The organism is Kitasatospora sp. NPDC127116 (assembly GCF_042677365.1).
GTDB classification, from domain to species: domain Bacteria; phylum Actinomycetota; class Actinomycetes; order Streptomycetales; family Streptomycetaceae; genus Kitasatospora; species Kitasatospora lactacystinica.
Window position 1 is genome coordinate 64,071 of record NZ_JBHXTL010000005.1, and the last position, 25,447, is coordinate 89,517.

Consider the following 25,447-nt stretch of genomic DNA (forward strand, 5'->3'; position numbering starts at 1 on the left):
CCCCTGAACCTCTCCGTCGGCCGGGGGGCGGCCGGCCGCCGCCCGCGCCAGCCCGGGTGCGGGCGCGGGGGGGGGCCGGCCCCCCCACGGCTGGGACCCGGGCCCCCCCGCGGCCCGCCCCCCCCCCGGCGACCACGCTCACCAGGGCGAAGGCCCCGTCACACGGCGATCGGTTCGATGCGTCCGGCTTCACGAGGTCCGGCAGCTCCGCCCCGAACAGGCCGTAGAACCGCAGCGAGGGCAGGATGTGCCCTGGTCGGCGGCGCCGTCGGCCGCGCGCGGCCCACGAGGCCGTCGCGAGGCGCCGGTTGGGCGTGCCGTGGTGACCGGCGGAGCCGAAGCCGCAGTCGCCGACCTGGTAGAAGGACTTCTCGGAGTCCAGCATCCGCTTGGTGTTGAGGGCCTCGCCGCGCGAGTGGGTGAGGAAGTACGTACCGAACGCGTCCGCCATCAGCCCGACGCGGGGGCCGCCCGGTAGGCCCCGGACTGCGCACGAACCTCGCCGGGTCGGCGAGAGCGCTCTCCACCACGGCCGATGAGGGTGCCGAGCCGGACGCCCTCATCGCCGGTATCGAGGAGCAGCGCGATGTGTACGCCGTCGTCCTGCCCACGATCGCGCATCTCGGCGACCAGGCTTTCGCCGGCAGGCGGCGTACGCACCTCGAGGGTGTCGGCATACGCCTCCTGCTCACCCGAAGCCAGCAGGATGCGGATCGAGGCAGGCTACGTTGCCGCGCCCGGCCGGAGCCAGGTGCCTGTCGTGCCTGTCCCGGAACGGGGCTTGATCAGAGGATGTTCCATCCGAGCCCGCCGTGGCCGGATCGCAGCCCTTGGATGCGGCGGCGTACCTCCGTGATCGTCGGGCTTCCGGCCGGCGCCCGCTTGGCGTTCGTGGTGATCATCCGCAGTTCGCGGAGCGCGCACAGGACGGGGTGGCCCTGCCACGAGGTCACGTCGAACCCGTACCGGTCCGCGAACTTTCGCTCGAGTGGAAACCGCTCTGTGCCGTGAGTCCCGCGACGGCGGGCCGCACCGCGTGCCAGCGATCAGACTGGAGGGGGTGCTCCCGCTCCGGCCCTGCGACAGTCCTGGGTGGTGAACCATGGCAGAGGTCCCCGATGAGGTGCGGACTGTGATTTTGACCGTGGACGACGATCCCGCGGTGTCCCGGGCCGTCGCCCGTGACCTGCGCCGCCACTACGGGGAGGATTACCGGGTGGTCCGTGCCGAGTCCGGTGCTTCGGCGCTCGAGGCGCTGCGCGGGCTGAAGCTGCGGGGCGCGCCGGTCGCGGTGATCCTGGCCGACTACCGGATGCCGCAGATGAACGGCATCGAATTCCTCGAAGCGGCGCTCGATCTGTTCCCGGCCGCCCGACGGGTACTGCTCACCGCTTACGCCGACACCAATGCCGCGATCGACGCCATCAACGTCGTCGATCTCGACCACTACCTGCTCAAGCCGTGGGAGCCGCCCGAGGAGAAGCTGTACCCGGTGGTGGACGACCTGCTGGAGACGTGGCGGGCCGGCGAGGGCCACGCCGTGGACGTCACCAAGGTCGTCGGCCACCGCTGGTCGGCCCGTTCCTCCCAGATCCGGGAGTTCCTCGCCCGCAACCAGGTGCCGTACCGCTGGTACTCCAGCGAGGAACCGGAAGGCAGACGTCTGCTGGTCGCCGCAGGGCAGGACGGTCGGCGGCTGCCGCTGGTGGTGACCCCGGACGGCACTGCCCTCGTCGAGCCTGCCGAGCGCGACCTGGCCGCCCATGTGGGGCTGTCGACCACCCCCACGGCCGACTTCTACGACCTGGTCATCGTCGGCGGCGGCCCCGCCGGCCTCGCCGCGGCCGTCTACGGAGCCTCGGAGGGTCTGCGCACCGTCCTCGTGGAACGCGAGGCAACCGGCGGACAGGCCGGCCAGAGCTCCCGCATCGAGAACTACCTGGGCTTCCCCGACGGCGTCTCCGGCGCGCAGCTCACCGACCGGGCACGCCGCCAGGCCACGAAGTTCGGCGCGGAGCTGCTCACGGCGTGCAAGGTCACCGGCCTGGAGGTGAAGGGGGCGGCACGCACGCTGCGTTTCTCCGACGGCTCCGCCGTCTCGGCACACACCGTGATCCTCGCGACCGGTGTGTCCTACCGGCAGCTGGACGTGCCGGGGGCGGCCGGACTGACCGGGCGCGGGGTCTACTACGGCTCGGCCCTGACCGAGGCGGCCGCCTGCCAAGGACAGGAGGTCTACATCGTCGGCGGTGCGAACTCCGCCGGCCAGGCCGCGATGTTCCTCTCCCGCACCGCCCGGAAGGTCACCCTGCTGGTGCGGGCACCGGAGCTGGCCGCCTCGATGTCCTACTACCTGCTCCAGCGGGTCGAGGACGCCTCCACCGTCATGGTGCTCACGGACACGGTCGTCGAGGCGGCCCACGGCAAGGAACACCTGGAAGGGCTGACCCTGCGCAACCGTGCGACCGGCGAGTCCGAGACCGTCGACGCGCAGTGGATGTACGTCTTCATCGGCGCGGCACCGCTGACCGACTGGCTGGACGGCACGGTGCTCAGGGACCCGCGAGGCTTCGTGCTGACCGGCCCCGATCTGATCACCGACGGGCGCCCGCCTGCCGGCTGGCCGCTGGATCGGCCCCCTTACCACCTCGAGACCAACGTGCCAGGGGTCTTCGCTGCCGGAGACGTGCGCGCGGAGTCCGCCAAACGGGTCGCCTCCGCGGTCGGCGAGGGCGCCATGGCCGTCATGCTCGCGCACCGGTACCTGGAGCAGTCATGACCTCCGCGCGGGAGAAGTGCGACGAACAGGAGCTGCGGACACTGTTCCTGTTCGAGAAGCTGGCCCCCGACCAACTCACCCAGCTGTGCCGGGACGGCCACGTCGAGTGGTTCGACCCGGGCCCCGTGTACCGGGAGGGCGAGCCCGCGGCGAGCCTGTTCGTGCTGTTCCAGGGGACCGTGGTCCTCTCGCGCAGCGTCGGCGGCCAGCAGGTGGACGTCAGCCGGACGTCCGTGCCCGGCGTGTACGCCGGGGCGTTCCAGGCCTACCTCGGCGACCAGGTGCCGCAGGTGTACAACAACTCGCTCCGGGTGACCGAGCGGTCCAGGTTCTTCGTGCTGCCCGCGGAGGCCTTCGCGGAGATCATGCACAGTTGGTTCCCGATGGCCGTCCACCTGCTGGAGGGTCTGTTCTTCGGATTCAAAAGCATGCAGGAGGCGGTCGGCCAGAGGGAGAGGCTGCTCGCCCTCGGGTCGGTGACAGCCGGGCTCACCCACGAGCTCAACAACCCCGCGGCTGCCGCCGTACGCGCCACCTCGGCCCTGCGGGAGCGCATCGCCCGGGCGCGCCGCGAATTCGCGGAGCTCGCGGCCGAGCCACGCCGAGGCGGGGACCTGGCGCAGCTGAGGGAGCTGCAGGACATGACGATCGGCCAGGCGGGGCAGGCCCCAGCGCTCAACCCGCTGGAGGCCTCGGACCGCGAGGACGAGATCGGCGACTGGCTGGAGGCGCACGGCGTCGCCGACGGTTGGGAGCTGGCGCCGGTCCTCGTCGAGGCGGGTCTGGGCATCGACTGGCTGGACCGGATCGCCGGAGCCCTGCCCGAAGACCTGCTCGGAAGAGCAGTGAACTGGCTGAGCTGCACGGTGGAGGCCGAGCTCCTGCTCGACGAGATCGAGGACGCCGCGAACCGCGTCTCCGCACTCGTCGGTGCGGCGAAGCAGTACACGCAGCTCGACCGGGCCCCGTACCAAAACACTGATGTGAACGAGCTGCTGGACAGCACCCTGCTGCTGCTCTCCGCGAAGATCGGCCCGGGCATCACCGTCGTGCGCGACTACGACCGCACGTTGCCCAGCATCCCCGGCTACCCCGCCGAGCTGAACCAGGTCTGGACGAACCTGATCGACAACGCCGCCTGGGCGATGCGCAGCACCGGCGCCGGCGGCACCCTCACCGTTCGGACCGCACAGGACGGGAACCAGGTGCTGGTCGAAGTCCGCGACACCGGCCCCGGTGTGCCCGCCGACGTACAGAGTCGGGTCTTCGACCCGTTCTTCAGCACCAAACCTGCCGGCGAAGGCACCGGTCTCGGCCTGGACATCTCCTGGCGCATCATCGTCAACCGGCATGGCGGCGACCTGCGACTCGAGTCCGCCCCGGGCGACACCCGCTTCCAGGTCCGCCTCCCGATCAACTCCGCAGAGCCCGCCACCCCGCAGGAGTTGCCATGACCACCGGGAACCCGATCGACCCGCATAGAGCCGTCGCCGAAAGCAGCGTGATGATCCCGCGCGGTCCGCCGCCCTTCGGTGTCATCCGGCGCGCCGGGCCGTTCTGCCGTCACACTGTGCCCGATGACCACGGCCCAGGTCGGGAGGCGCCTGGTGCACAGGTCGCGCGGAGCTGCCGGCCGGGGCCACAATTCCCCCCTGCGGGCCAACCCCGAAGGACCGCTCATGAACACCACCGTCGCGGAGCTGATGCGCCGCAACCTCCTCGACGTCTTCAACGAACCGGACGCCGAGCGCCGCGACGCGGCCATCGCGGTGACCTACGCCCAGGACGTCGTGTGGCACGAACCCGACCGCGTGAACCGAGGCCGCGAGGCCCTCGCCCGGCGTGCCGCAGAGTTGCTCGCGCAGTCCCCGGACTGGGTCATGCGGCCCGACGGCCCCGTCTCCGTCAACGACGACCTCGGCCACCTCGCCTTCCGGTACGGTCCCGCCGGTCAGCCGCCCGTCGTGACCGGAATGGACATCGCCCACTGCAAGGACGGCGTCATCACCGAGCTCTACACCTTCGTCAGCGGGACCGGCCAACCCTCGTAGCACGCGGTCCAGCGAGGATGGCCCCACGAATCCCGGCCGTCCTCCTGCCACGGTGTGTGCCCGAGCCCGTCATCCCTGGGCCGGACGACGAGTTCGTCGACGCCGACGTCGGCAGGCAGATCGATGGCGTGGAGGACCGCTTCGCTGATCGCGGCGGCGGGGATCGCGATGCCCATCCGCCGCTCCACCACACCGGACGTCTTTGCGTTTGATCAAGCCGGAGCACTGTCGACAACGCTCGTGGTCAATACAGCTAGGGCCTGAGGACGATCTTGCCGTGGGTGTGGCGGTGTTCGAGCTCGGTGTAGGCCTCGCGGACTTGCGCCAGCGGGTAGACGTTCGCGATCGGCACCTCGAGGTGTCCGTCGGCGATCAGGCCGGCAAGCTCGGCGAGCACCTTGGCGCCCGGCCCGGCCGCGACCCCTCCGTCAGTCTTCACCCCGTGCTTCTCGGCAGCTGCGAAATCGGCGATGGTGTCGATTCGATCGGTTGCGACGCCGAGGGCGAGGGCCAGCTCGACGTACCCGTCGCCGAAGGTGTCGATGAAGGCGTCCACGCCGCTGGGCGCGGCAGCCCTGATGCGGTCCGCGACCCCCTCGCCGTACGCGACCGGGACCACGTCGTGGCTCTTCAGCCACTCGTGGTTGCTCTCGCTCGCCAGGCCGATGACCGTGGCCCCGGTACGGCGCGCGAGCTGGACGGCGAGCGAGCCGACGCCCCCGGCGGCTCCGGAGACGACGACGGTCTCGCCCTCCTTGGGCTGGACGGCGTGTACCGCCCCCCATGCGGTGACGCCGACGACGTACAGGCTTCCGGCCACCTCCCATGAAACCCTTTCCGGCTTGCGCGTGAGGTCGTCGGCCTCGACCAGGACCAGCTCGGCCTGGGAGGCCCGCTTGTTGCTGAACCCGATCACCTCGTCACCGGGCGAGAATCCGCCGACCCCGGCGCCGACCTCCTCGATGACCCCGGCGAGGTCGCTGCCCTGCCCGGACGGGAACGTCGACGGGAACATCTGCGCCACCGCCCCCGTGCGGATGACCGCCTCACTGGGGTTGATGCCGGCCGCCTTCACGCGAACGAGGACCTGCCCGTCCCCGGGCACCGGGCGCTCCACCTCGTCGACCCGCAGCACGTCGATCCCGCCGAACTCGTCGTACCTGACCGCCTTGGGCATGATCTCTCTCCTTCGACTCACTGAAGTCGGCAGGGGTGTGGGTTACGCCCGCCGGAGTTCGAGCACGGGAATGACGCGGATTCCGGCAGTCTGGCGCGCGTACTCGGCAAAGCCGGGGTAACGCCGGGCCTGCTCGGCGTGGATGCGGTCGCGTTCGGCGCCGTTCAGTTCGCGGACGGTCACCTGGTGGGTCGCGGTGCCGCGTTCGACGGTGCCCTCGCCGGCGGCGGTCAGGTTGCGGTACCAGTCCGGGTTGGTGGGTGCTCCGCTCGGAACTCTGCGATGGTCTTCGCGTTCCAGTCGAGTGCTTCGCTCATGTCGAACTCCTGTCGTTCACGATCCGGGCTGTGCGCCGGGATGAGCTGTAGCGACAGAGTGGCCAGGACGTAGCCCACCTTCCGAGGATCACGCCGATCCGGGTCGCGCTCTGCCCCTTCGTGTGCGGATCACGGGTGGGCGGAGCCGACAGCGGCGCGCGCCTGGTCGAGGTCGACGACTTCGCCGTTGAACCCGAACTGGTGCAGGTCGCCTCCCGGCGCCTCGATGCGTCCGGCGGCGGCGAGGCCGCCGGCCTTCACGGCGTCGAACCCGGCCGCGCGGATCAGCCGTTCGACGGTCGCCGCGGCGATCTCGTCGTCGGTGGCGTAGAAGAGCGCCGCACGCTGCGGCGTGCGCTTCGCGTTAGCGGCGAGCACCTCCGCGGCGAGGGTGCCGAACGCCTTCACGTAGTGGGCACCTCCGGGCAGCAGGGCGGCGGCCACCGACCCGGCCGACTGCCCGTCAGGCAGCGACCGCACGATCCGGCCCGTCTCGTCGAACGCGATCGGGTTCGACGGGTCGATCACGACCTTCCCGTCGAGCAGCGGTCGAACCCGCGGGATCATCTCCCTCATGTCATCCAGCCAGATGGCGAACACGACCGTGTCCGCGCCCGCGATCGCGTCCTGCACGGGGGCGGCGTGTGCGAGCGGCCCGAGCTCGTCCGCGAGCTCCGCCGCGTGCGAGGCGCCCAGCGGTCTTCGGCGCGACATCGTCTATGGCCACACCGACCTCGTCCAGGACTTCCAGGCCCGAGCCAAGGCCCAGGACTCCACACCGACAGCGATGCAGGAACTCGCCGACGCCAACCGCGCGCTCAAGGCAGAGGCAGCGGAGCTGAGGACCGACCTGGCCGAGGAGCGGTCGAGGTCCAAGGTGATGCGCCGGATCATCGCCGAACTGTCGCTCGAACTGGAGCAAGCCAAGGCGGAACTCGGCGCCGCCGCCGGCGTTGCCCGGCTACCCGTCCGGACCGGCCCGTCGGGGACGGTGAGGCGGGATTAAAATGTCTGCGATCAAGGCAGGGAGCGCCGTATGGTCATGAACCTCTCAAGGGGGAGAGGAGGTTCACCAGACATGGGATTGTTCAAGGACACGCCGCCCCGCGAGCATCCTGAGTACACGCACTTGCGCTTCATGGCAGCCGGATCACCGTCATGGTGGAAGCAGAACCGGCACAAGGTCCTCGCGATCGCAGGACTTCTCGCCGGGCTCTGGTTCGCCGGACACCACCACGACGCGACCCCCAAGACGTGCGCTCCTGCGAACACATCCAGCACTTCTCGCTGATAACGGCGCGAAGCCCGGCCCCGCGACCTGCATGGGGCCGGGCTTTGCCGATTGGCGCTTGGCAGCTACCGAGTCCAGTCCGACGAAGAGGAGCCCGTCGTCTCCCACCGATGCCAAGGCACTGGCCCAAGCCCGATCGCGCGGGAGCGAGCAGACCTTCGGCGCATCGGTCCACCTTCGGTGAGACAGGTCATGTACTGCAGCAGTGCGGTGCCCATGTATCGCTGCTGCTCATCCGGCGAAGGCGGCCGGGCCCGTGGCCGACCCGGGGGCGGTGCATGTCACCGGTTCTGGTGGACTCCGTTCCCTGCCCGAGCGCGGGCGCTGGGCTTATCCTCACCGGGCTCGTACTGATCCCCGCCCGCGATCGGCTTCCACTCGGGGTGGAACTCAGGGTGATCGGCGTACGCCGCAACGAGTTCGTAGATCACGGGGCTACGGCGGTCCTGCGAGAGTCCGGCGTAGAGTTCGCCGGCCAGCCTCTGCCAGAGGACGCGCCCCTTGGCGTCCTTCACCATCCGCGGATACTCGTCCACCCAGTCCATGAGCCTCCGCTTTGCCTCGATGTCGGCGAGGACCCGGTCCTGCAAACGCTTCACGTGCTGGTTTTTGCCGGAATTTAGTGCCTGAGCCGCAGTTTTGTCCTCATGCAGACGGGCCCGGAGGAACTCCATCATGACCGGAAAGTCGTCTCGTCTCACCGCTGTTACCCCCTTGTCGGCCAGTGCTGAAGAGCCATCATCCACCACGCGCGGGAGGAACCTGTCGGAGGCTGCCAGCCCGCCCGCGAAGTGCCGGTGGCGAGGGCTGGCGCACCAGCGAAGGCCCGCTTCGGGCGCGGCCCCACGTCTGTGCTGCTCGCCGACCTCCGGTCCAACTTCGGTTGAGACGAACGGGCGTCCGTCCGCCTTCGTTGAGACACAGCCCAACTTCACTGAGATCAGTCATTGAGCGTCTGTCACGCAGCTCGGACGCGCTCGATGAGATCGGCGACGCCGTCAACCTGGCGGTACGGCTTGAACGCCGGCGCGAGTTCGCGGACCAGGGTGACGCACCGCTCGGCCCCGATGCGGGTGGCCAGATCGAGGGATTCGGTGGTGACAGCGAGAGCCTGCTCGACATCGTTGGACTGCAGGAAGCCCCTGGCCTGGTAGGTCAGGAAGATGCCGCGCGTCTTGTCCCTGGCCTTGGGCAGGAGGGTCAGGCCCTCGGCCATCCTGACGTGCGCCTCGTCGGCCCTGCCGAGATCGAGCAGGCACTGGCCGGAGTCGACCGCGAGGTCCGCGGGGCTCATCCACGCGCACCAGCCTGGAGCGGGGTCGGTAGCCCGCGTCGACAGTGCCGACTCGGCGTCGGACAGATCGCGATAGCACGCAGAGCGGTCGCCGAGCGCGGCGTAGGCCCTGGCCCGCCGGAGAAACAGCAGCGACCGGGCGGTGGGGTGCTTGGTACCGGACAGTGCATGGCCCAGCTGGTCCACCGAGATGTTCGGTTGGCCGATCCAGTTCGACTGGTAGGCGAAGTCGGAGAGCACACCGGCGCCGAAGTCGCGGTCACCTGCGGCGTTGGCGGCTTGCAAGGCCCCTGCCCAGAGCTTTCCTGCGGCGAAGTGCTTGCCCTGGTCGAAGCGGTACCAGCCGCAGGTGGTGGCCAGTGACGCGGCCAGGAGGTGCAGGCGCTTGGCGACGGGCTCGGCGTGGCCGCCGCCCTCGATCAGGTCGGTGACGGTGGCGAGATGAGCGTCCATCAGCTTGATCGTGTGCTGGCGCTGTTCGGTGGGCAGGGTCGTCAGCTTCGCGCTGGTTTCCTCCAGCCAGTCTACGAGCCCGGGGTCCACGGCCGTCCTGCCGTCGAGGGCAGAAGTCAGGCGATCGGGCTCGATCGTGGCCCACTGGGCGGCGAGGCCGGCCAGCGAGACGGCGCTGAAGGTCATGAAGCTGCGGCGGTCCATGGCGGCTCTCTGTGCATCTCGAAGTGCTTGGACGGTGTACGCCGATCCCAGTGGCAGCGGAACCTCGCGGCCGGGCAGCCAATCGGGCCACCCGAACAGCTCCATGTCGGCGATCGGAACGTCGAAGGCTTCCGCGATCAGGATTTGGGAGTCCAGGTTCGGCTGCTTGCGCCAGTTCTCCCACCGACTGACGGCCGTCTTGTCCGCGCCGGAGCGGAGCCCGTGCTTGCGGGCGGCCCGGTCGAGGAACACGACGAGGTCGCTCTGTGACCACCCGCGCAGTTCACGGGCGTAGGCGAGGGGGTGCCGGATCGGGTCGTCCACGGGGCCAATTCCATCATCGACAGTGACAGGCAGCCTACTGCGCGCGAGCGCGGGACAACCCCAGGACTACAGACAATGCCTGTCCAGGGAAGCGCAGTTGGCGCTGTACTCGACACGCATCGACAAGTTCCCTCACGAAGCGGAAGGAGTCAGCCCATGAAACGACGCGCGGCGGTCATCGGCCTCGGACACCAGGCACTCGAAGACCACCTTCCCGGCCTGCTCGCCTCCAACCGGGCCGAGTTGGTCGCGGTCTGCGACAACGACCCGGACGCCCTGCTGGCCCAGCAGGACACGCACAACGTCCCGGGCTTCACCCGGGCCGCCGACCTGCTGGACAACGTGGCGCCGGACTTCGTCATCGTGGCGGTCCCGCACCACGCCGGCCGGGCCGTGATCGAGGAGTGCGCCGTCCGAGGCGTGCACGTCCTCAAGGAGAAGCCGTTCACCACCTCCCTGCCGGAGGCGCGCGAGCTCGCCGCGATCTGCCAGCAGGCCCAGGTGCAGCTGATGGTCACGCTCCAACGGCGCTTCAACCCGCTCCACGCGTCCGTGGTCCAGCTCCTGGACCAGATCGGCACCCCGTTCCTCATCGACGGCCAGTACACCTTCCACACCGACGACCCCGGCGCGGGCTGGCGCGGAGACGTCAGCCAGGCCGGCGGCGGCTGCATCATCGACATGGGCTACCACATCGTCGACCTGCTGCTGTGGTACTTCGGGATGCCCAACCGGATCATGGCCGACTTCTCGACCGCCGCGCTGCCCGACGGCGGGTACGACGCCGAGGACACCGCCGTCATCCAGCTCGGCTACGACAACGACCTGTACGGCACCGTGCTCCTGTCCCGCTGGATGGCCCCGAAGACCGAGAAACTGCACGTGGTCGGCACCCTCGGCTCCGTCCTGCTGACGAAGGGCCAGGTCCAGCGCCTCGATGTGCACGGCAAGGTCGTCGACGAGCTGTCGCGCCCGCAAGCCCCGTCCAGCGCGGCCACCGCCCAGATCGACTACTTCTGCCGGGTCCTGGACGGCGAACGCCCCAACACCGCCGGGCCCGAACAACACCTGGGCCACATGGCCTTCATCGCGTCCTGCTACGAGTCCAAGGCCGTCGGCCGCTACATCGACCCCAAGGAGATGCTGTGACGAACAACCTCGCCCTGCTGGGTGGCGAGCCCGCGGTGACCGCCGGCCGCACGCACTTCGAGTGGCCGCCGATGGACGACACCACCGAGAGCAAGGTCATCGCCCAGCTCCACTCGGCCATCTCCATCCCCGGCCGCTCGGGCATCGTCGCCGACCTGGAGGACGCCCTCCAGGACTACTTCGGGGTCCGGCACGCAGTCACCTTCAGCTCCGGCACCGCAGCTCTGCACGCCACCTACGACGCCGCCAGGATCAAGGCCGGGGACGAGGTGATCGTCCCCGCCTGGACGTTCCACGCCACGGCCTCACCACTGTTCCACCTGCGGGCGGTGCCGGTCCTGGTCGAGACCGGCCCGGACGGCAACATCGACCCCACCGCGATCGAGGACGCGATCACTCCACGCACCCGCGCCATCATGGTCACCCACCTGTGGGGCAGGCCGGCCGCGATGCTCGCCATCCAGGCCATCGCCAAGACCCACAACCTCCTCCTTCTGGAGGACGGCTCCCACGCCCACGGCGCCTCCCACGGCGGCAAGAAGGTCGGCACCTTCGGCCTGGCCGGCGCGTTCTCGCTCAACGGCCCCAAGCCGCTGTCCGGCGGCGAGGGCGGGTTCGTCCTCACGGACGACGACGACACGTACTACCGGCTCCTGACGTTCGGCCACTACAACAAGCGAGCCATGTCCGAGATCCCGGCCAAGCACCCGCTCGCGAAGTACGCGGTCACCGGGTCCGGCCTCAAGCTCCGGATCCACCCGCTGGCCGCCGCCATCGCACTCGATCAGCTCGGCCGCCTCGACGGCTACCTCGCCGGACGGGCGGAGATCGCCCGCTACCTGACCGAGGAGTTCGCCCGGATCCCCGGGCTGGAGGTCATCCCGATGCCCGAAGGAGTGATCCCGTCCTGGTACGGCTTGACGATCACCTATCGGCCCCAGGAGCTCGGCGGCCTCAGCGTCGAGCGGTTCCACCAGGCCCTGGTCGCCGAGGGCGCGGTCGAGTTCGACCGGCCGGGCTCTACCTGCCCCATGAACCAGCTACTGCTGTACCAGAGCCCGGCCATGCTGTTCCCCGGCCACCCGCACGCCCACCGCCGCTACCAGGCAGGGGACTTCCCGGTCGCCGAGCACACCCACGCGCACACGATCAAGCTCCCGGTCTGGCATCGTGAACAGGATCGTCCGCTGGCCGAGCAGTACATCCGCGCGGCCATCAAGGTGAGCGACCACCACAAGGAGCTGCTATGAACTCTCCCTTCGACGACCCCACGTTCGAGGACACGATCCGCGCCGCCGCCGAGACGGACGGGGTGGAACGATTCGTCGTGGCCGCCGTGATCGCCGACGGCGACCGCATGCTGTTCCTGCGGCGCCCGGCCGGCGAGTTCATGGCCGGCCTGTGGGAGCTGCCGTCGGGCAAGGTCGAGAAGGACGAGGGCATCGAGCAGGCCCTGCTGCGGGAGGTCGACGAGGAGACCGGCCTGCGGATCGACGCGGTCGAGAAGTACCTCGGGCACTTCGACTACACCTCCGGCAGCGGCGCCCGCACCCGGCAGCTGACCTTCGAGGTCACCGTCACCCGCACCGGTCCGGTCACCCTCACCGAGCACGACGCGCACGAGTGGGCCGGGCCCGACGAGATCCCAGCCGTCAGCGAGGCCGTACGGGAACTCGTCACCCGCTGATCGTGCACCGTGAGCTCATTGACCAGGCCCGCGGAGACGGATACAACGCCTTCTGCGTGGGTGCACTCATCGTCCGCAACGGCCGGCTCCTGATGCTCCGACGTACGGCGTCGGACTCCTGGGCCGGCCGTTGGGAACCACCCGGCGGCGGCGTCGAGACCGGCGAATCCCTCGCCGAAGCTCTCGCACGTGAGGTCCAGGAGGAGGCCGGGCTGGCCATCGCCAGCGCGCTGTACATCGGCCACCTGGACTACCCAGCCCGTGAGAACCCCCTGCTGCCCGCCAGCAGGGGGTTCTTCTTCGCCGCCGAGGAACCGCCCGGTCACTGGCCGGTCCGGATCAACCAGACAGAACACGATCGCTTCGCCTGGTCCAGGCCTGACCGCATCCGGTCGACACGGCCTGACCTCCGCGCTCTCGTTAGCCGGCGGCTGGCGCTTACGCCTCGGAATCTCCCCGATCTTTGGTGAACGCACAGGGGCTGCTGAGTTAGCTCTGCTCGCCCAGCGGGCGCGGGGCCGCGAGGGGCGAGGAGGACTCCGCCGCGCTTTCGGTTAGCCAGGGCGGCTGCTGACACTCGGCCACCGTCCGTCGGCAGGGCTACGGTGTGCTGATAGCGAGATAGGTGGGGGAGCAATGGGGACTGGGACTGGCCGACGCGCTGACTTCACGGCACCGTATTACGTGTACGCCGACCCCATGAGCCGCGCCCTGGTCACTGAGCTCTTTCAGAGTGGCCACTGATCGGGTGGCGGGCCAGCGTCCCGTAACACACGAGGCTCCCGTGCCGTTGAGAGATGTGCTCGACGTCTCAATTCATCAGTGCAGGTGCCTCGTTGGTTCCCCGTCCTGCCGCACTCGACTTGCCGCACACTCTGGTCGAGTGGGTATCCATGCTCATCGTCACCCGTGAGGGTGACCGACGCTGCAAACTGCCGCCTCACCAGCGCGCTCTCGTCGGCCTGGTCTACCTGCGCCGGCACGACACGCTCGCACAGATCGCCGCCGGCTTCGGCATATCCGTCGGGACCGCCCACACCTACGTCACGGCCGTCGTCGGGCACCTGTCCCGCCAAGCACCCGGCCTCCTGCGGGTCCTGCGCGAGACCGACCCGGATGACGTCCTGCTCGACGGGACGCTCGCCGCGTGCGACCGGGTCGGCGACAGTCGGGCCGACTTCTCCCAGAAGCACCGCCGTCACGGCGTGAACGTGCAGGTCATGGCCGATCCCACCGGCAAGCTGCTGTGGATCTCACCCGCGCTGCCCGGCCGCACCCACGACCTGACCGCGGCCCGTGCCCACCGCGTCATCCGGATCTGCGAACGCCAGGGCGTCCCCGTGCTCGCCGACCGCGCCTGCATCGGGGCCGGCTCCTGGGTGACCACACCCATCGGACGGCTTCCCGGCCGGGACCTCACCACGACCCGGCGGACGATCAACCGAGCCTTGGCAGCGGCACGAGCACCGGTCGAACGAAGCATCGCGCGACTCAAGTCCTGGCAGATCCTCCGCCGGGCCCGCTGCAGCCCCAACCGGATGACCGTCATCGCCGCAGCCGTCCTCACCCTGGAACGTCAACGCTGATGAATCTCATTGCCGTTTCAGGGTGAGGACGGATTGGCAATGGCCGTCATCCAGTTGGGAACCGTCTCACGACCAGACAAGTCGCCCTTCGGCAACGGAACAGACCGGATAGTCCCCCGCGCCGATCCTCGTCAGCATCTCCGCCACGGAGTCGAAGTAGTGAGCCAGTGACGCGTACTCGCCGGTGACCGTGGGCGCACCCACGAACCATCTGCCGATACGTCCGTCCCTCGCGTCGATGAACTGTCCCATCCAGCCGTCCCGGTCCGACTGGAACGGGATCCATTCCTCGCGCCACTCGCTCCCACCGGACAAGGGGTGATTCGCGTAGAGCCTCTCCATCGCCCGGATACCCAGAAAGAAGCTTCCCTCGTCGGGGAACCCGTCGAAGCCGCAGCACATCACGTCGTCGTCGACGTCTTCCACCGGCAGATCCGGATTGTTCTGCAACAGCCACGTCCGCAGGTCCACATGCAGGGAGATCCCCATCCGCTCTTCGGCTGCCGCGAGCATCTGCTCCGTAGCGGGCCCCGGCAGATCCGCGTGATCGGCCGGCGCGTGCTCCCGAAGAAGACTCGTCACACGCGACCAACTCTCAGCCACACTCATCGCCCTCTGCCCTCTCTGCAGGGATGTCTCCGTCCGACTACGCCACTGCGGAGGTTGAGAAGTACCGGCCGGAGAACCTTGCAGGGATGGTACTTCGAGCATGTGTTCCATTCCTCCCCACGATTCGTCTTCCGCCCCGAAGCGCAGGGTCGGCCCCTCAGCGAACTGCCCGCCCGCGACTTTCACAGACAAGCCACTGTGCCCGGCGGGCCCAGCCGAACAGCTTCCAGGACTCAAGCGAGGGCCACGGCGTCACCCCGGAGTGGCGAACCTGAAAACGCTCACTGAGCTCGTCCAGGTCGGAGTGCCTTCCCAGGCCGCTGCCCTCTCCGGGCCGCTGATCACCGCGACTCTGATCTGAGCGCCCATCACGCAGCCCGGGCGCGCTCGATGAGATCGGCGACGCCGTCAACCTGGCGGTACGGCTTGAACGCCGGTGCGAGTTCGCGGACCAGGCTGACGCACCGCTCGGCGCCGATGCGGGTGGCCAGATCGAGGGATTCGGCGGTGACAGCGAGAGCCTGCTCGACGTCGTTGGACTGCAGGAAGCCCTTGGCCTGGTAGGTCAGGAAGATGCCGCGCGTCCTGTCCCGGGCCTTGGGCAGGAGGGCCAGGCCCTCGGCCATCCTGACGTGCGCCTCCCCGGCCGCTCGGGCATCGTCGCCGACCTGGAGGACGCCCTCCAGGACTACTTCGGCGTCCGGCACGCGGTCACCTTCAGCTCCGGCACCGCGGCTCTGCACGCCACCTATGACGCCGCCAGGATCAAAGCCGGGGACGAGGTGATCGTCCCCGCCTGGACGTTCCACGCCACAGCCTCGCCACTGTTCCATCTGCGGGCGGTGCCGGTCCTGGTCGAGACCGGCGCGGATGGCAACATCGACCCCACCACGATCGAGGATGCGATCACTCCGCGCACCCGCGCCATCATGGTCACCCACCTGTGGGGCAGGCCGGCCGCGATGCTCGCCATCCAGGCCATCGCCAAGACGCACAACCTCCTCCTGCTGGAGGACGGCTCGCACTCCCACGGCGCCTCCCACGGCGGCAAGAAGGTCGGCACCTTCGGGCTGGCCGGCGTGTCCGCTGGCCGAGCAGTACATCCGCGCGGCCATCAAGGTGAGCGACCACCACAAGGAGCTGCTATGAACTCACCCTTCGCCGACCCCACGTTCGAGGACACGATCCGCGCCGCCGCCGAGACGGACGGGGTGGAACGATTCGTCGTGGCCGCCGTCATCACCGACGGCGACCGCATGCTGTTCCTGCGGCGCCCGGCCGGCGAGTTCATGGCCGGCCTGTGGGAGCTGCCGTCGGGCAAGGTCGAGAAGGACGAGGGCATCGAGCAGGCCCTGCTGCGGGAAGTCGCCGAGGAGACCGGCCTGCGGATCGACGCGGTCGAGAAGTACCTCGGGCACTTCGACTACACGTCCGGCAGCGGCGCCCTCACCCGGCAGCTGACCTTCGAGGTCACCGTCACCCGGACCGGCCCGGTCACCCTCACCGAGCACGACGCGCACGAGTGGGCCGGGCCCGATGAGATCCCAGCCGTCAGCGACGCCGTACGGGAACTCGTCACCCGCTGATCGTGCACCGTGAGCTCATTGACCAGGCCCGCAGAGACGGATACGACGCCTTCTGCGTGGGTGCACTCATCGTCCGCCACGGCCGGCTCCTGATGCTCCGACGTACGGCGTCGGCGTTGGCACAAGGGCTCTCCTCAGGACATCGGGCCCGTGCACCATCAGGCTGTGCAGTGCGCTGACCTGCCGGGCACCGGCCCACACTCCCGTGCTCGGCACGCCGAACTGCCGCAGTTCGACCCGTCCGGCCGTGAACAGGTTCGGCTCGATGTATCTGCTGCCGCCCGTGCCGCACAGGTACGTATCCGCGCCGACTGCCCGACACAGGTCCACGAGGCGCTGCGTCCGCCCGGATCCGGCGGACAGGGTGCTGCTGCGCACCGTCGCTCCTGACCAGCCGAGGACATGGAGCAGTAGCAGTGTGGAGGCTTCGGCGATCTCCGCCATCCGGTCGGTACGCCTGAAGAGTGTCAGGAGCCCCAGCAGGTCCGCCGCCAGTCGAGGCCAGAAGGGACTGGCCCCGTAATGCCGGCGGAGGACGTGTTCCAGCCGACGGATACTGCGCGGGGCGTCGACGGTGCGGGCGTCGCGGATCAGTGTTGCCCTTCCGGCCGGAAGGTGCGTGGGGACGGACAGCCACCGGGTTGGGCCGCTACCGTCGACCGGCCCCAGCCGGGCCCGGTGCTGGTAGTCACGACGGTTGAACTGGACATCATCGAGGACCACCCAGACGTCCGCGGCGGCGAGCTTCGCCACGGTGGACAGTCGGGGGAGGAAGTTGGGCTGGTGGACAGCGCACACCAGCCCGGTGGGCGGCGCCGCGTCAGCTGAGGATCTTGCTGTCGAATCCGTCGGCCAGGAGCCGCTGGTACGCATCATGAACCGTCTCCGGAACATCCTGGGCGACGGCGAACCCGAGCCTCGGGTACTCGATCACCCGCTGGAGGTCGCCCACGAGGCTGTCGATCACGAGCTTGTCGTCGCCAATGCTCTTCACGTAGTCGTTCAGGCTCATCGGGGTCGAGGCGCACAGCGCCTCGGCCTCCGGCCACACCTTGCGGCACGTCGCGAACGCCCGGCGCTCCATGTACGGCATGGTCACGAGCAGCACCGACCGCACCTTGACGCCGGCCGCCTCCAGGACCTCACGGGAGAACTGGATGTTCTGCCCGGTGTTGCGGGCGAGGGGCTCCTGGTGGATCGCATGCTCGGGGACTCCGAGGGCGATGGCGTGCTCGGTGAAGTGCACGGCCTCACCTCGGGGGAAGAGCTCCGGCCGGGACGGGTTCGGCCCGCCCGTGAACACGATCTTCCGCACCAGGCCGTTCAGGTACAGGGCTGCCGTCTCGGCCGCCACGCCGAGGTCGTGGCAGCCCAGACCGATCGCCACATCGCACGGCCGCCGCTCGTGTCCCATCTGGTGGTATTCCCAGATCAGCGTGGCGTCCGTCCACTGCCGGTCGGTGATCTCGCACTGCTGGGTGTCCGCCACGTTCTTCTCCCGCTCACTGAAGGCACCGTGCCCGCTGGAATCCGGACCGGATGCCTCGGATGCTCCTTCGCTGGTGGGTCATACCGTACTTGTCCGCCATCACCTCGGCCCTGTCCAGCAGAGCGAGCCCCTCCCCGACCGTCGCACGGTCGCTCAGCAGGATGTGCCCGTGCGCGGTGGTCAGCCGCACGTCCTGCATGGGCGCCGAACCGTTGGTGTTCGTCCTCGCCACCTCGATCAACCGGACCGCCTCTCCGAGATTCCCCGAACCGCGGTACGCGAGCGCGAGCTTCTGGTTGCCTGTCGCCCAGTCCTCCACCTCACCCAGGTTCTCGAACACTCGGATCGCCGACTCGGCGATGCCGATGGCCTGTTCGTGCTCGCCCTGCTTGTCGAGCGAGGTCCCCACCCACAGGGCCGCCCGAGTCCGGTCCCGTGCGCTGAGGCGAACGTCACCGGAAAGGTCCGAGTATCGATCCGCCGCGGCCGAGAGCTGTCCGGACATCTCCGTCACCACGGCCAACGCCAGGTCCAACTGGGCCGTCCGCCGGGGAATGTCGAGCTGGGTGTACAACAATCGGGCCTTGGCGTACGACGCCGACGCCGACAGCGGGCCGAGCAGCGCACCCTGATCACGGCGGAGGTCACCCACCAGAGCCGTCGAGCGGGCCAACAGGTAGAGGCCGCGGTCGTCGAGTTCGGCTGCCGGCCAGTGTGATCGCCAACGTTCCAGCAGGACTCCCGCAAACGCGAATTCCTGCCGGGACGCCGCCAGTACCGCCCTTTCGATGTCATCCGCCCACGATTCGTACTCCCACGCCCGCGGCCCGGCCTGGATCTCCGCGAGCACCGGAGTGCCGACCTGTTGCGTCACCAGTGCCTCGAATCGCATACGAGCATCGGGATCGCACTGGCGCAGCACCGTGTCGAAGATCGCCTGGGTGTCCGGCCTCGGCCTGGTGCCGATCCCCAGCTTCTCCCAGTTCGACACCGCGCGGACCGACATGCCCAACTGCGCCGCCCAGTCCCGGACGGACTTGCGGCACGCCAGCCGCAGAGCCCTCGCTTCGAGCCCGGTCCACACGATCACTGCCGCCATCGCCATTCCTCCCGCTCCGGGGTGCCATCGAAGCACCGCAGGTCGTCGTGGTGCGGCGGAACTGCCACGGAACTGCCACGGCACGCGATTCCGCGACGACGGTGCCTCCCGCACTCTGGAAGCCGACGACCCCGTTGACCGGAAGGAATCGCCCGGCATGCTCACCGAGCAACTGTTGGTCCCACCGCCCGCCGTCATTGGGCTGCTCCGCACAGCGGTCGCTGCGGGGCTGCCCCGTCGGCGAGCTCTGACCGGGGTCCTCGACGCCTTCTGCGAGCGGCAGGAACTCCACCTCGTCGATGTGATCACCGATGAGGGTGCCGAGCCGGACGCCCTCATCGCCGGCATCGAAGAACAGTGCGATGTGTACGCCGTGGTGCTGCCCACGATCGCGCACCTCGGCGACCAGGCTGCCGCCAATAGACGGCGCAAGCACCTTGAGGACGTCGGCATACGCCTCCTGCTCACCCGGACCTAGAAGACGGCGGTCTGCAGGAAGGTCGGGTTGCCGCGCCCGGCCGGAGCCAGGTGCCTGTCCCGGAACGGGGCTTGATCAGAGGATGTTCCATCCGAGCCCGCCGTGGCCGGATCGCAGCCCTTGGATGCGGCGCCGCACCTCCGTGATCGTCGGGCTTCCGGCCGGCGCCCGCTTGGCGTTCGTGGTGATCATCCGCAGTTCGCGGAGCGCGCACAGGACGGGGTAGCCCTGCCACGAGGTCACGTCGAACCCGTACCGGTCCGCGAACTCCTGGTAGTGGGACGGTCCGTATCCGAAGCGGCGGCAGTGGATCTCGACGGTGACGAGGTCGAGTTCGGGCTGCCCGAAGCAGGCGGTGTCCCAGTCGCACAGGACTGCGGCATCGCCGTGGTGGAGGGCGTTCCGGTGCTGTGGGTCCCCCTGCGACAACCCCGGCGGCAGGGCGTAGCGGACCTGGGGAAGCGCGTCCTCCAGCTCGGCCAGCCGCCGTTCGAGGTAGTCGACATCGCTCGGCGGCAATGCGGTGGTCTCCGCGATCGACCGCCGGATGGCAGCGGCTGTGTCGACGGGACGGACGTCGAAGGGTGGAAGTGGAAGCTCATGAAGGGTGCGGAGGGGGACAGCGAGATGCGCTGCCGGGACGGGACGGTCGGGCTGGGGCAGGTGGTGCCAGAACGTCACGGCGTGTCCGCGGACCACGACCGGCTGCTCCATCGGCAGCAGTTCGACGGTGGGGAAGTTCCTGCCGGTGAGCCATCGAACGAGCCGGACGGTACGGCGGACGCTCTCCAAGGGCGTGCCCGCCCTCGCGATCTTGGCGACCGCCCCGGCGGTCGGCAGCGTGTAGACGGCGTTGGTGTGGCCGCGCAGCATCACGGCGCCGGCCGGGTCGAGCCCGACGCGATCGCAGGCCGCGTTGAGGACGGTGACGACCTCGGATTCGGGGAACCCGCCGATCCGGACGACCTGTGCGTTCATACCTGCCAGGCTGACGGGCACGGGAGGCATCTGTCACGCCCCGCCGGCCGGAAGCGCCAGGAGTTCGCCGAGTTCTCGGGCCGCACGAGGCCTCGCTTCCTTCGGCGTTATCTTGATGATGTCCGCCGCGCGAGCGCCGAGGATCTGCGTGCGGTGGTTGCCGGGCACCGCCAGGTAGGTGTCCCGGGCCAACTGGCAGGCCTCGGATACGCTCCGCTGCCGAACCAGGCACATGGCCTGCTCCAAGCGCAGCAGAGCCGGGTCGATACCGATGTGGCCGGGGTAGAGCCGCAGCGCCTCCTCCTGGGCCCGGCCGGCCTGCACCGTGTCGCCGAGCGCGGTGAAGGCGCCCGACAGGTAGAGCTGGAGCCGCCGGTAGGGAAACGCCCAGGCATCGTCCTCCGGGGCTGCCTGTCGGCTGCGATCGAACAACCCGCGGGCTTGTGCGATTGCCGCGCGGGCGCCGTCCTCGTCTCCTTGGCGGGCCCTGACCCGAGCCTCCGCAGCGGCGGCGAACGCTCCTGTCGCAGACGGCCGTCCCCGGTTGAGGAGCACAGCCTCGTGGGCAAGGGCCGCCGCCTCGGCCAGCGGCCCGTAGTAGAACGGGAGCATCGCCGCCTGCACCCGCACCCGTGTGCGCAGTTCGCGGTTGCCACTGTCGTCGGCTGCCGACTTCGCCGTCCCATACCAGTCCCGGGCCTGTTCCTTTCGCCCCAGCTTCATCAGGGCGTCCGCAGTCAGGGTGGACAGCACGGCGATCATCTCGGACAGACGCACCTGGACGAGCGCCGGCTGCCGCTCCTCGGAGTACTGCCGGACCTCCTCCAGGGTCGCCAGCAGCCGTGCCAGCATCATCATCGGGGGGTCGGACACGTAGTCCCGTCGCAGCGTGAGGAGCTTCCCGTCCAGGGACTCCAGCTCCCCGGTGGTGAGCGTCGTGCTGGCCAGCGTGCGCTCGATGGCGCGCCGGTGGGTGTGGGCCACGACATCGAGCGGGTCGCCCCCGTCCGACAATGCGGGGACAGTCGCACGTCCGGTCACCGGAAAGCCAGGTGTGGCAGGCCGCGTGAACGCGGCCACGAGCGAGGACGTGTCCGCCCGGTATCCGCCGGCAAACCCCAACCCTTGTGCATCGGTCCGGTAGAGGCGACACAGCAGGTCGATGGTCCGAGCCCGTGGCATCCGCGTGTTCCGCTCCCACGCTCCCAGCTGCTCGGCGTCCAGACTAGGACGGTCGAGCGCCAGTTCATCACACAGGGCGATCAGTTCACTGACGGCACAGGCCCGCGTCCACCCCCGGGCGAGGCGGTGAGCGCGGAGGTGCGTGACGCCGCAACACTCGACGATCGCAGTCACCGTCATGTCGATCGTCCAGCCGTTCACCATGGCGCTGGCCCTGGTACTCGCTGCGCAGGACGGCTTGTGGCTCACGTCTCACCTCCCCGGTCGCCGAATGGCAGCCTAACTGCCCGGCCTTACTGACCGAGAGTCAAAAGCAGCAACTCATTGCCGGTTCGCCGCATCAATGCCGCCGAACCAGTGACTTCGGCCCGTAGCAGCAACTTCTTCCGCTTGCCGCCCGGCCCTGGCCCAGCGAGTGTCTGTGGACACGCGATGACCACCGCTCGCCACCCCCGCCAACCGCCCGGGACCACCTCTCCACGTTCAGCCCGGAGGAACAGTCATGCACCACCGCGTCCTGGAGTTCAGCGCCACGGTCACAGCCGCGTCCCTCGGTGCGATGCGCAACCTGCTGTCCGAGGAGGTCGCGAGAGCCGGCCTCGTCCTCGACGAATCCCGGGCGTACGCGCTTCGCGTGTGCTCGTCGGAGTTCATCGACAACGCGATCAAGCATGCCGCGGGTCAAGGCCCCGGCCACGAAGCCGAGCTGTCGATCGAGGTCGGCTTCGACCGGGAGCGCAGCCGTCTGCGGATCACCGTAACGGACCCGAGCGTGGTCGAACCGGCGATGAGCAGCAGCATTGACGACCTCGACGCGACCTGCGGTCGCGGGCTGATGGTCGCTGACGGCTACGCGGACGACATCGGATGGCACCAACGGCTCGACCTTCAGGGACGGCCCACCGGCTGGTCCGTCTGGTTCGAGCTCGACGTGGAACCGGGGGCCTTCGGCCAGGCCACCGCCGCTGAGGCGGAAGCGCAGCCGAAAACCGTCACGCGATCCCCGGAGCGTCGCGTGAAGGTCGTCTCCGGGCAGGCACCCGGGATTGCGCCGAGGCCGAATCGGCCTCAACGGCCCAGGGAACGCACCACCGCGGTGCCGACGGTCGCGAGCCGATGCCCTCAGGCGCCGGGCCGACCCGCTTCTCCCGTCCATCCGTCCACCCCGTACCCGAGGACTGCGCCATGAGCGTCGGACCGCGCACCAGAACGCTGCTCAAGACCACCACCCCGGCCCGCAGGCTGGACGTCGCCGCCTCCTTCGAGGCTCTGACGCAGGCCTGTGTGGCCACCGCCGACGACGCCGGGTGGGCCGAGCTGGTCAGCGACAGCCCGAACCACCTGTGGTCGCTGCCCGCCTCGCGCGCGCTCGCCATGGTGCACCCGGACTCGGACGAGGCCTGGGCCCTGATCAAGGGCGCACAGTTCCTCCGGGACCACCGGGTCGCCGTCACATCCCCCTGGTACAGGGACGTCCGCGCGTGCGCCGAGGGCCGGGCCGTCACCTTCTGGCCGGACCCGGGGCAGCGGAGCCCCGACACGTCCCTGTCCGCGTGGGTGACCGCCCTCACCCATCGCATCGACCCCGCGTCCGCGCCCTGGCTGCGGGAGCACGACCCGTTCGCCGGCCTGCTGGACGGCCTGGACGACGCCCCGCTGAACGACACCGCCCGCCGCTTCCTGCGCGAGCACACGGCCCGGCTGCGCGAGGAGTGGGACTACCTCGACTGGCCGACACCGGACACCGTCGTCCTCGGCGCCCTCGGCATGGCCCCTGTCCACGACGACGGCACCCACGTCGGACTCCTGCTGCGCCGCCCGCTGACGCGCGGCCACAGGGAGTGGGACCTCGTCGCCGCCCGCTGGCGCTCCGAACTGCTCACCGGCCCCCGCGAGGACCACCGGACCTACGCCGACACCTACCTCTCCTACGAACGCGAAGAGCAAGCCGTGGACCATCCCTACATCGGCGCCTGGTCCGGCTACCAGGTCGTACGCGACGTCGTCGTCCTCACCGCGGTGATGGACACGCTGCGCCGAGCCCGGCTCGACGCCGGCGCCCGTCGGCAGGCCGCCCACCGCGTCGCGTGCCTGCGTGGCGCGCACCCCGCCCCGTGGAACTGGGGGCCGCGATGACGGCCTCCCGTACGGACGCCCGCCCGCTGCCGAAGGTCCACGAGCCCCTGATCCTGCGGTGCGGCCACCACATCACCGAGGAGATCACCGGGCCCGAGGCCCTGGCGCTGAGCCACCTGGTCACCGACCTGAACGCGATCGAGATCGCGGCCGTCGTCAACGCGGTGCCCGAACGTCAGGACGCCATGGGGACAACGGCGGGGACGATGGGGACGACGGCCGAGGCGGTGCGCGAGCACCTGAACTCGCTGAAGCGACGGTTGCGGGCACGGACCTGGACGCAGATGGTGGACACGGCCTGCCGGATGAGGCTTCTCCTCCCGCCCCGTGCCGTACTGACGACGCCGCTGCCCGAGACTGCCGTGCCCACGCTCCAGCTCCTGGCCGACGGTTACACCAATCAGCAGATCGCCGTGATGAGGACCGTCTCGCCCGGCTGCGTCGGCAGCCACCTGGAGGCGATCCGGCACCGGATGCGCACCCGCGGCACCCCGGCTGCGGTCTACCGCCTGCACGGCGTGGTGCCCGCCGTCCTGGACGCCACCTGCCCGATCTGCGCGACGGGCGACGCGGCGTGAGCGGCAGGAGCGGTGCGTTCCGGGCCGGCCCGTGGGACGGGAGCCCCGTGGTCCACGACGAACCCTGTCCGGTCTGCGGAGCCCGGAGCGTCCTGTCCGAGCCCGAACCAGCCGGGCAGTGCCCCGGAAAGGCCCCTGTTCCTTCCGAGGCCAGGCCCTGACACTCCCATCGGCCGGCCCCCCTGAACGCCAAGGACAACACCATGCCCCCGTCGCAGAGCACCCGAGCCGACGTCATCCCGCTGCCCGCCGCCGACCTCGCCGACCTCGCCGACCTGGACCCGAACACCCTCACCGACCGCCCCGAGCGCCTGGTCACCACCACCGTCCTCGCCCCCGAACGGTACGAGGCCTCCCGCACCACCCTGCTGCTGGACCGGCTCGTCCTGTCCGCGGCGGACGATCTCGGGCACGAGATCCGCCTCAACACCAACCCCCGCCCCGGCAACCAACTGCTCCCGCACGACCACGCCTACCCGTTCACCGCCCGGGTCCTGACCGGCGGCTACCTCCACACCGTCTTCCTTCGCACCGACGGCCGTACCGATGACCGCGCCGACGGCCCGTTCACCTCCCGCGACCTGCGCCCGGCCGTCACCACCACCGAACTCCCCGGCAGCGCCTACACCCTCGCGCCCGCACTCGTGCACCGGGCCGTCATGCTGCCCGGCACCACCACCCTCATGCTGCGCGGCCCCTACAGCGCCGCCGCCCATGCCGCCGCTGACCTGACCCCGCCGGTCTCCGCCTGGCCCGCGCCCGTCGACGATGGGGAACCGGTGCACTCGCGCCGGATGACCGACGCCGAGCACCACGCGCTCTACGGGAGCCTCGCCGCCGCGGGCGTGATCGACCTCCCGCCCGCACGCCGCTGACCGGCCCCCGGCTCCGCGGCCCCGGCTCCGCGATCCCGGCGCTCCGGCGCTGCGGCACCGGCGGGATCCCGGCCGAACCGGCCCCGGCGGCCGCCCGGAGTTGGCAAGCTGGGGCGACCCGTCGC

29 protein-coding genes are annotated in these 25,447 nt (G+C 69.8%); 15 read left to right on the forward strand and 14 right to left on the reverse strand.

Annotation, left to right across the window (positions count from 1 at the left end; all coding sequences use genetic code 11):
* Positions 1–785: 785 nt before the first annotated feature.
* Positions 786–953, reverse strand: coding sequence for a hypothetical protein (locus ACFVHV_RS03455; protein ID WP_359907749.1), 168 nt, complete (start codon positions 951–953; stop codon positions 786–788).
* Between the two features lie 149 nt (positions 954–1,102).
* Here ACFVHV_RS03455 and ACFVHV_RS03460 point away from each other — a divergent pair, with 149 nt between their 5' ends.
* The 3 genes from ACFVHV_RS03460 to ACFVHV_RS03470 all read left to right on the forward strand — a co-directional run bounded on the left by ACFVHV_RS03460 (position 1,103) and on the right by ACFVHV_RS03470 (position 4,830).
* Positions 1,103–2,779, forward strand: a complete 1,677-nt coding sequence (locus tag ACFVHV_RS03460; protein ID WP_359907746.1) for an FAD-dependent oxidoreductase — start codon at positions 1,103–1,105, stop codon at positions 2,777–2,779.
* Positions 2,776–4,233 (forward strand): ATP-binding protein, encoded by a 1,458-nt coding sequence (locus tag ACFVHV_RS03465; RefSeq protein ID WP_380348537.1) that lies wholly within the window; start codon positions 2,776–2,778, stop codon positions 4,231–4,233. The genes ACFVHV_RS03460 and ACFVHV_RS03465 overlap by 4 nt, the downstream gene beginning before the upstream one ends.
* A 225-nt stretch (positions 4,234–4,458) precedes the next feature.
* Entirely contained in the window at positions 4,459–4,830 is a 372-nt protein-coding gene (locus tag ACFVHV_RS03470; protein WP_359907741.1) for a nuclear transport factor 2 family protein, read from the forward strand.
* On the opposite strand, the gene ACFVHV_RS03475 is transcribed toward ACFVHV_RS03470, so the two are convergent.
* The 4 genes from ACFVHV_RS03475 to ACFVHV_RS03490 all read right to left on the reverse strand — a co-directional run bounded on the left by ACFVHV_RS03475 (position 4,794) and on the right by ACFVHV_RS03490 (position 6,957).
* Entirely contained in the window at positions 4,794–5,006 is a 213-nt protein-coding gene (locus ACFVHV_RS03475) for a hypothetical protein (RefSeq protein ID WP_380348539.1), read from the reverse strand. The two genes, ACFVHV_RS03470 and ACFVHV_RS03475, sit on opposite strands and share 37 nt — an antisense overlap.
* 77 nt (positions 5,007–5,083) lie before the next feature.
* Positions 5,084–6,007, reverse strand: coding sequence for an NADP-dependent oxidoreductase (locus ACFVHV_RS03480; RefSeq protein WP_380348540.1), 924 nt, complete (start codon positions 6,005–6,007; stop codon positions 5,084–5,086).
* Between the two features lie 42 nt (positions 6,008–6,049).
* Positions 6,050–6,307 (reverse strand): nitroreductase family deazaflavin-dependent oxidoreductase, encoded by a 258-nt coding sequence (locus ACFVHV_RS03485; RefSeq protein ID WP_359907753.1) that lies wholly within the window; start codon positions 6,305–6,307, stop codon positions 6,050–6,052.
* 146 nt (positions 6,308–6,453) lie between these two features.
* Entirely contained in the window at positions 6,454–6,957 is a 504-nt protein-coding gene (locus ACFVHV_RS03490; RefSeq protein ID WP_380348634.1) for an NADPH-dependent F420 reductase, read from the reverse strand.
* Between ACFVHV_RS03490 and ACFVHV_RS03495 the strand changes: the two genes are divergently transcribed.
* On the forward strand, positions 6,899–7,330 hold the full coding sequence (locus ACFVHV_RS03495) for a hypothetical protein (protein ID WP_380348638.1): 432 nt from the start codon (positions 6,899–6,901) through the stop codon (positions 7,328–7,330). The two genes, ACFVHV_RS03490 and ACFVHV_RS03495, sit on opposite strands and share 59 nt — an antisense overlap.
* 566 nt (positions 7,331–7,896) lie before the next feature.
* Here the strand turns inward: ACFVHV_RS03495 and ACFVHV_RS03500 are convergent.
* Together ACFVHV_RS03500 and ACFVHV_RS03505 are read right to left on the reverse strand one after the other, a co-directional pair.
* Positions 7,897–8,292, reverse strand: coding sequence for a DUF6221 family protein (locus tag ACFVHV_RS03500; protein WP_380348542.1), 396 nt, complete (start codon positions 8,290–8,292; stop codon positions 7,897–7,899).
* Between the two features lie 281 nt (positions 8,293–8,573).
* Positions 8,574–9,890: a helix-turn-helix transcriptional regulator gene (locus tag ACFVHV_RS03505; protein WP_380348544.1), complete on the reverse strand. Its 1,317-nt coding sequence runs from the start codon at positions 9,888–9,890 to the stop codon at positions 8,574–8,576.
* Between the two features lie 156 nt (positions 9,891–10,046).
* On the opposite strand from ACFVHV_RS03505, the gene ACFVHV_RS03510 reads away from it, so the two are divergent.
* The 5 genes from ACFVHV_RS03510 to ACFVHV_RS03530 all read left to right on the forward strand — a co-directional run bounded on the left by ACFVHV_RS03510 (position 10,047) and on the right by ACFVHV_RS03530 (position 14,312).
* The gene (locus tag ACFVHV_RS03510; RefSeq protein WP_380348546.1) at positions 10,047–11,039 is read left to right on the forward strand and encodes a Gfo/Idh/MocA family protein; all 993 of its coding nucleotides are present in this window, start codon (positions 10,047–10,049) and stop codon (positions 11,037–11,039) included.
* A complete protein-coding gene (locus ACFVHV_RS03515) occupies positions 11,036–12,289 on the forward strand; it encodes a DegT/DnrJ/EryC1/StrS family aminotransferase (protein WP_380348548.1) in 1,254 nt (417 codons plus the stop codon). The genes ACFVHV_RS03510 and ACFVHV_RS03515 overlap by 4 nt, the downstream gene beginning before the upstream one ends.
* The gene (locus tag ACFVHV_RS03520; protein WP_380348550.1) at positions 12,286–12,726 is read left to right on the forward strand and encodes an NUDIX domain-containing protein; all 441 of its coding nucleotides are present in this window, start codon (positions 12,286–12,288) and stop codon (positions 12,724–12,726) included. Before ACFVHV_RS03515 ends, ACFVHV_RS03520 begins: the two co-directional genes overlap by 4 nt.
* A 2-nt stretch (positions 12,727–12,728) precedes the next feature.
* A complete protein-coding gene (locus ACFVHV_RS03525) occupies positions 12,729–13,196 on the forward strand; it encodes an NUDIX hydrolase (RefSeq protein ID WP_380348552.1) in 468 nt (155 codons plus the stop codon).
* 366 nt (positions 13,197–13,562) lie between these two features.
* Positions 13,563–14,312 carry a transposase family protein gene (locus ACFVHV_RS03530; protein ID WP_380348554.1) on the forward strand — a complete coding sequence of 250 codons (750 nt, stop codon included), beginning with the start codon at positions 13,563–13,565 and terminating at the stop codon, positions 14,310–14,312.
* 66 nt (positions 14,313–14,378) lie between these two features.
* On the opposite strand, the gene ACFVHV_RS03535 is transcribed toward ACFVHV_RS03530, so the two are convergent.
* Positions 14,379–14,894, reverse strand: a complete 516-nt coding sequence (locus ACFVHV_RS03535; RefSeq protein WP_380348556.1) for an SMI1/KNR4 family protein — start codon at positions 14,892–14,894, stop codon at positions 14,379–14,381.
* Between the two features lie 395 nt (positions 14,895–15,289).
* Positions 15,290–15,547: a hypothetical protein gene (locus ACFVHV_RS03540; protein ID WP_380348557.1), complete on the reverse strand. Its 258-nt coding sequence runs from the start codon at positions 15,545–15,547 to the stop codon at positions 15,290–15,292.
* A gap of 6 nt (positions 15,548–15,553) precedes the next feature.
* Between ACFVHV_RS03540 and ACFVHV_RS03545 the strand changes: the two genes are divergently transcribed.
* Positions 15,554–16,507 carry an aminotransferase class I/II-fold pyridoxal phosphate-dependent enzyme gene (locus ACFVHV_RS03545; protein WP_380348559.1) on the forward strand — a complete coding sequence of 318 codons (954 nt, stop codon included), beginning with the start codon at positions 15,554–15,556 and terminating at the stop codon, positions 16,505–16,507.
* A gap of 66 nt (positions 16,508–16,573) precedes the next feature.
* On the opposite strand, the gene ACFVHV_RS03550 is transcribed toward ACFVHV_RS03545, so the two are convergent.
* Genes ACFVHV_RS03550 through ACFVHV_RS03560 form a run of 3 tightly spaced genes read right to left on the reverse strand, consistent with a single transcriptional unit; the run spans position 16,574 to position 19,095 of the window.
* Complete coding sequence (locus tag ACFVHV_RS03550) at positions 16,574–17,401, reverse strand: WbqC family protein (RefSeq protein ID WP_380348561.1); 828 nt, start codon at positions 17,399–17,401, stop codon at positions 16,574–16,576.
* The gene (locus tag ACFVHV_RS03555; protein ID WP_380348563.1) at positions 17,328–17,996 is read right to left on the reverse strand and encodes a YdcF family protein; all 669 of its coding nucleotides are present in this window, start codon (positions 17,994–17,996) and stop codon (positions 17,328–17,330) included. Before ACFVHV_RS03555 ends, ACFVHV_RS03550 begins: the two co-directional genes overlap by 74 nt.
* A gap of 13 nt (positions 17,997–18,009) precedes the next feature.
* Complete coding sequence (locus ACFVHV_RS03560; protein WP_380348565.1) at positions 18,010–19,095, reverse strand: hypothetical protein; 1,086 nt, start codon at positions 19,093–19,095, stop codon at positions 18,010–18,012.
* A 157-nt stretch (positions 19,096–19,252) separates the two neighbouring features.
* Here ACFVHV_RS03560 and ACFVHV_RS03565 point away from each other — a divergent pair, with 157 nt between their 5' ends.
* Complete coding sequence (locus ACFVHV_RS03565) at positions 19,253–19,573, forward strand: hypothetical protein (protein ID WP_380348567.1); 321 nt, start codon at positions 19,253–19,255, stop codon at positions 19,571–19,573.
* 75 nt (positions 19,574–19,648) lie between these two features.
* Here ACFVHV_RS03565 and ACFVHV_RS03570 read toward each other — a convergent pair whose 3' ends face one another.
* On the reverse strand, positions 19,649–20,551 hold the full coding sequence (locus tag ACFVHV_RS03570; RefSeq protein ID WP_380348569.1) for a phosphotransferase family protein: 903 nt from the start codon (positions 20,549–20,551) through the stop codon (positions 19,649–19,651).
* A gap of 33 nt (positions 20,552–20,584) precedes the next feature.
* Complete coding sequence (locus tag ACFVHV_RS03575; protein ID WP_380348571.1) at positions 20,585–21,982, reverse strand: tol-pal system YbgF family protein; 1,398 nt, start codon at positions 21,980–21,982, stop codon at positions 20,585–20,587.
* A 253-nt stretch (positions 21,983–22,235) separates the two neighbouring features.
* On the opposite strand from ACFVHV_RS03575, the gene ACFVHV_RS03580 reads away from it, so the two are divergent.
* From ACFVHV_RS03580 to ACFVHV_RS03595, 4 genes are all read left to right on the forward strand, one after another.
* Positions 22,236–22,922, forward strand: coding sequence for an ATP-binding protein (locus tag ACFVHV_RS03580; protein ID WP_380348573.1), 687 nt, complete (start codon positions 22,236–22,238; stop codon positions 22,920–22,922).
* Positions 22,919–23,869, forward strand: a complete 951-nt coding sequence (locus tag ACFVHV_RS03585) for a hypothetical protein (protein ID WP_380348575.1) — start codon at positions 22,919–22,921, stop codon at positions 23,867–23,869. Before ACFVHV_RS03580 ends, ACFVHV_RS03585 begins: the two co-directional genes overlap by 4 nt.
* Positions 23,866–24,447: a LuxR C-terminal-related transcriptional regulator gene (locus ACFVHV_RS03590; RefSeq protein ID WP_380348577.1), complete on the forward strand. Its 582-nt coding sequence runs from the start codon at positions 23,866–23,868 to the stop codon at positions 24,445–24,447. Before ACFVHV_RS03585 ends, ACFVHV_RS03590 begins: the two co-directional genes overlap by 4 nt.
* 203 nt (positions 24,448–24,650) lie before the next feature.
* Positions 24,651–25,322: a hypothetical protein gene (locus tag ACFVHV_RS03595; RefSeq protein ID WP_380348578.1), complete on the forward strand. Its 672-nt coding sequence runs from the start codon at positions 24,651–24,653 to the stop codon at positions 25,320–25,322.
* Positions 25,323–25,447 lie beyond the last annotated feature (125 nt).

Coding starts and splice junctions, on each gene's coding strand:
- ACFVHV_RS03580 (WP_380348573.1), top strand. CDS start 22,236: ATGCACCACCGCGTCCTGGAGTTCAGCGCCACGGTCACAGCCGCGTCC.
- ACFVHV_RS03475 (WP_380348539.1), bottom strand. CDS start 5,006: ATGGGCATCGCGATCCCCGCCGCCGCGATCAGCGAAGCGGTCCTCCAC.
- ACFVHV_RS03500 (WP_380348542.1), bottom strand. CDS start 8,292: ATGATGGAGTTCCTCCGGGCCCGTCTGCATGAGGACAAAACTGCGGCT.
- ACFVHV_RS03595 (WP_380348578.1), top strand. CDS start 24,651: ATGCCCCCGTCGCAGAGCACCCGAGCCGACGTCATCCCGCTGCCCGCC.
- ACFVHV_RS03550 (WP_380348561.1), bottom strand. CDS start 17,401: ATGTTCCGGAGACGGTTCATGATGCGTACCAGCGGCTCCTGGCCGACG.
- ACFVHV_RS03560 (WP_380348565.1), bottom strand. CDS start 19,095: ATGGCGGCAGTGATCGTGTGGACCGGGCTCGAAGCGAGGGCTCTGCGG.
- ACFVHV_RS03480 (WP_380348540.1), bottom strand. CDS start 6,007: ATGCCCAAGGCGGTCAGGTACGACGAGTTCGGCGGGATCGACGTGCTG.
- ACFVHV_RS03520 (WP_380348550.1), top strand. CDS start 12,286: ATGAACTCTCCCTTCGACGACCCCACGTTCGAGGACACGATCCGCGCC.
- ACFVHV_RS03585 (WP_380348575.1), top strand. CDS start 22,919: ATGAGCGTCGGACCGCGCACCAGAACGCTGCTCAAGACCACCACCCCG.
- ACFVHV_RS03470 (WP_359907741.1), top strand. CDS start 4,459: ATGAACACCACCGTCGCGGAGCTGATGCGCCGCAACCTCCTCGACGTC.
- ACFVHV_RS03510 (WP_380348546.1), top strand. CDS start 10,047: ATGAAACGACGCGCGGCGGTCATCGGCCTCGGACACCAGGCACTCGAA.
- ACFVHV_RS03565 (WP_380348567.1), top strand. CDS start 19,253: ATGCTCACCGAGCAACTGTTGGTCCCACCGCCCGCCGTCATTGGGCTG.
- ACFVHV_RS03465 (WP_380348537.1), top strand. CDS start 2,776: ATGACCTCCGCGCGGGAGAAGTGCGACGAACAGGAGCTGCGGACACTG.
- ACFVHV_RS03540 (WP_380348557.1), bottom strand. CDS start 15,547: ATGGCCGAGGGCCTGGCCCTCCTGCCCAAGGCCCGGGACAGGACGCGC.
- ACFVHV_RS03570 (WP_380348569.1), bottom strand. CDS start 20,551: ATGAACGCACAGGTCGTCCGGATCGGCGGGTTCCCCGAATCCGAGGTC.
- ACFVHV_RS03590 (WP_380348577.1), top strand. CDS start 23,866: ATGACGGCCTCCCGTACGGACGCCCGCCCGCTGCCGAAGGTCCACGAG.
- ACFVHV_RS03495 (WP_380348638.1), top strand. CDS start 6,899: ATGTCATCCAGCCAGATGGCGAACACGACCGTGTCCGCGCCCGCGATC.
- ACFVHV_RS03460 (WP_359907746.1), top strand. CDS start 1,103: ATGGCAGAGGTCCCCGATGAGGTGCGGACTGTGATTTTGACCGTGGAC.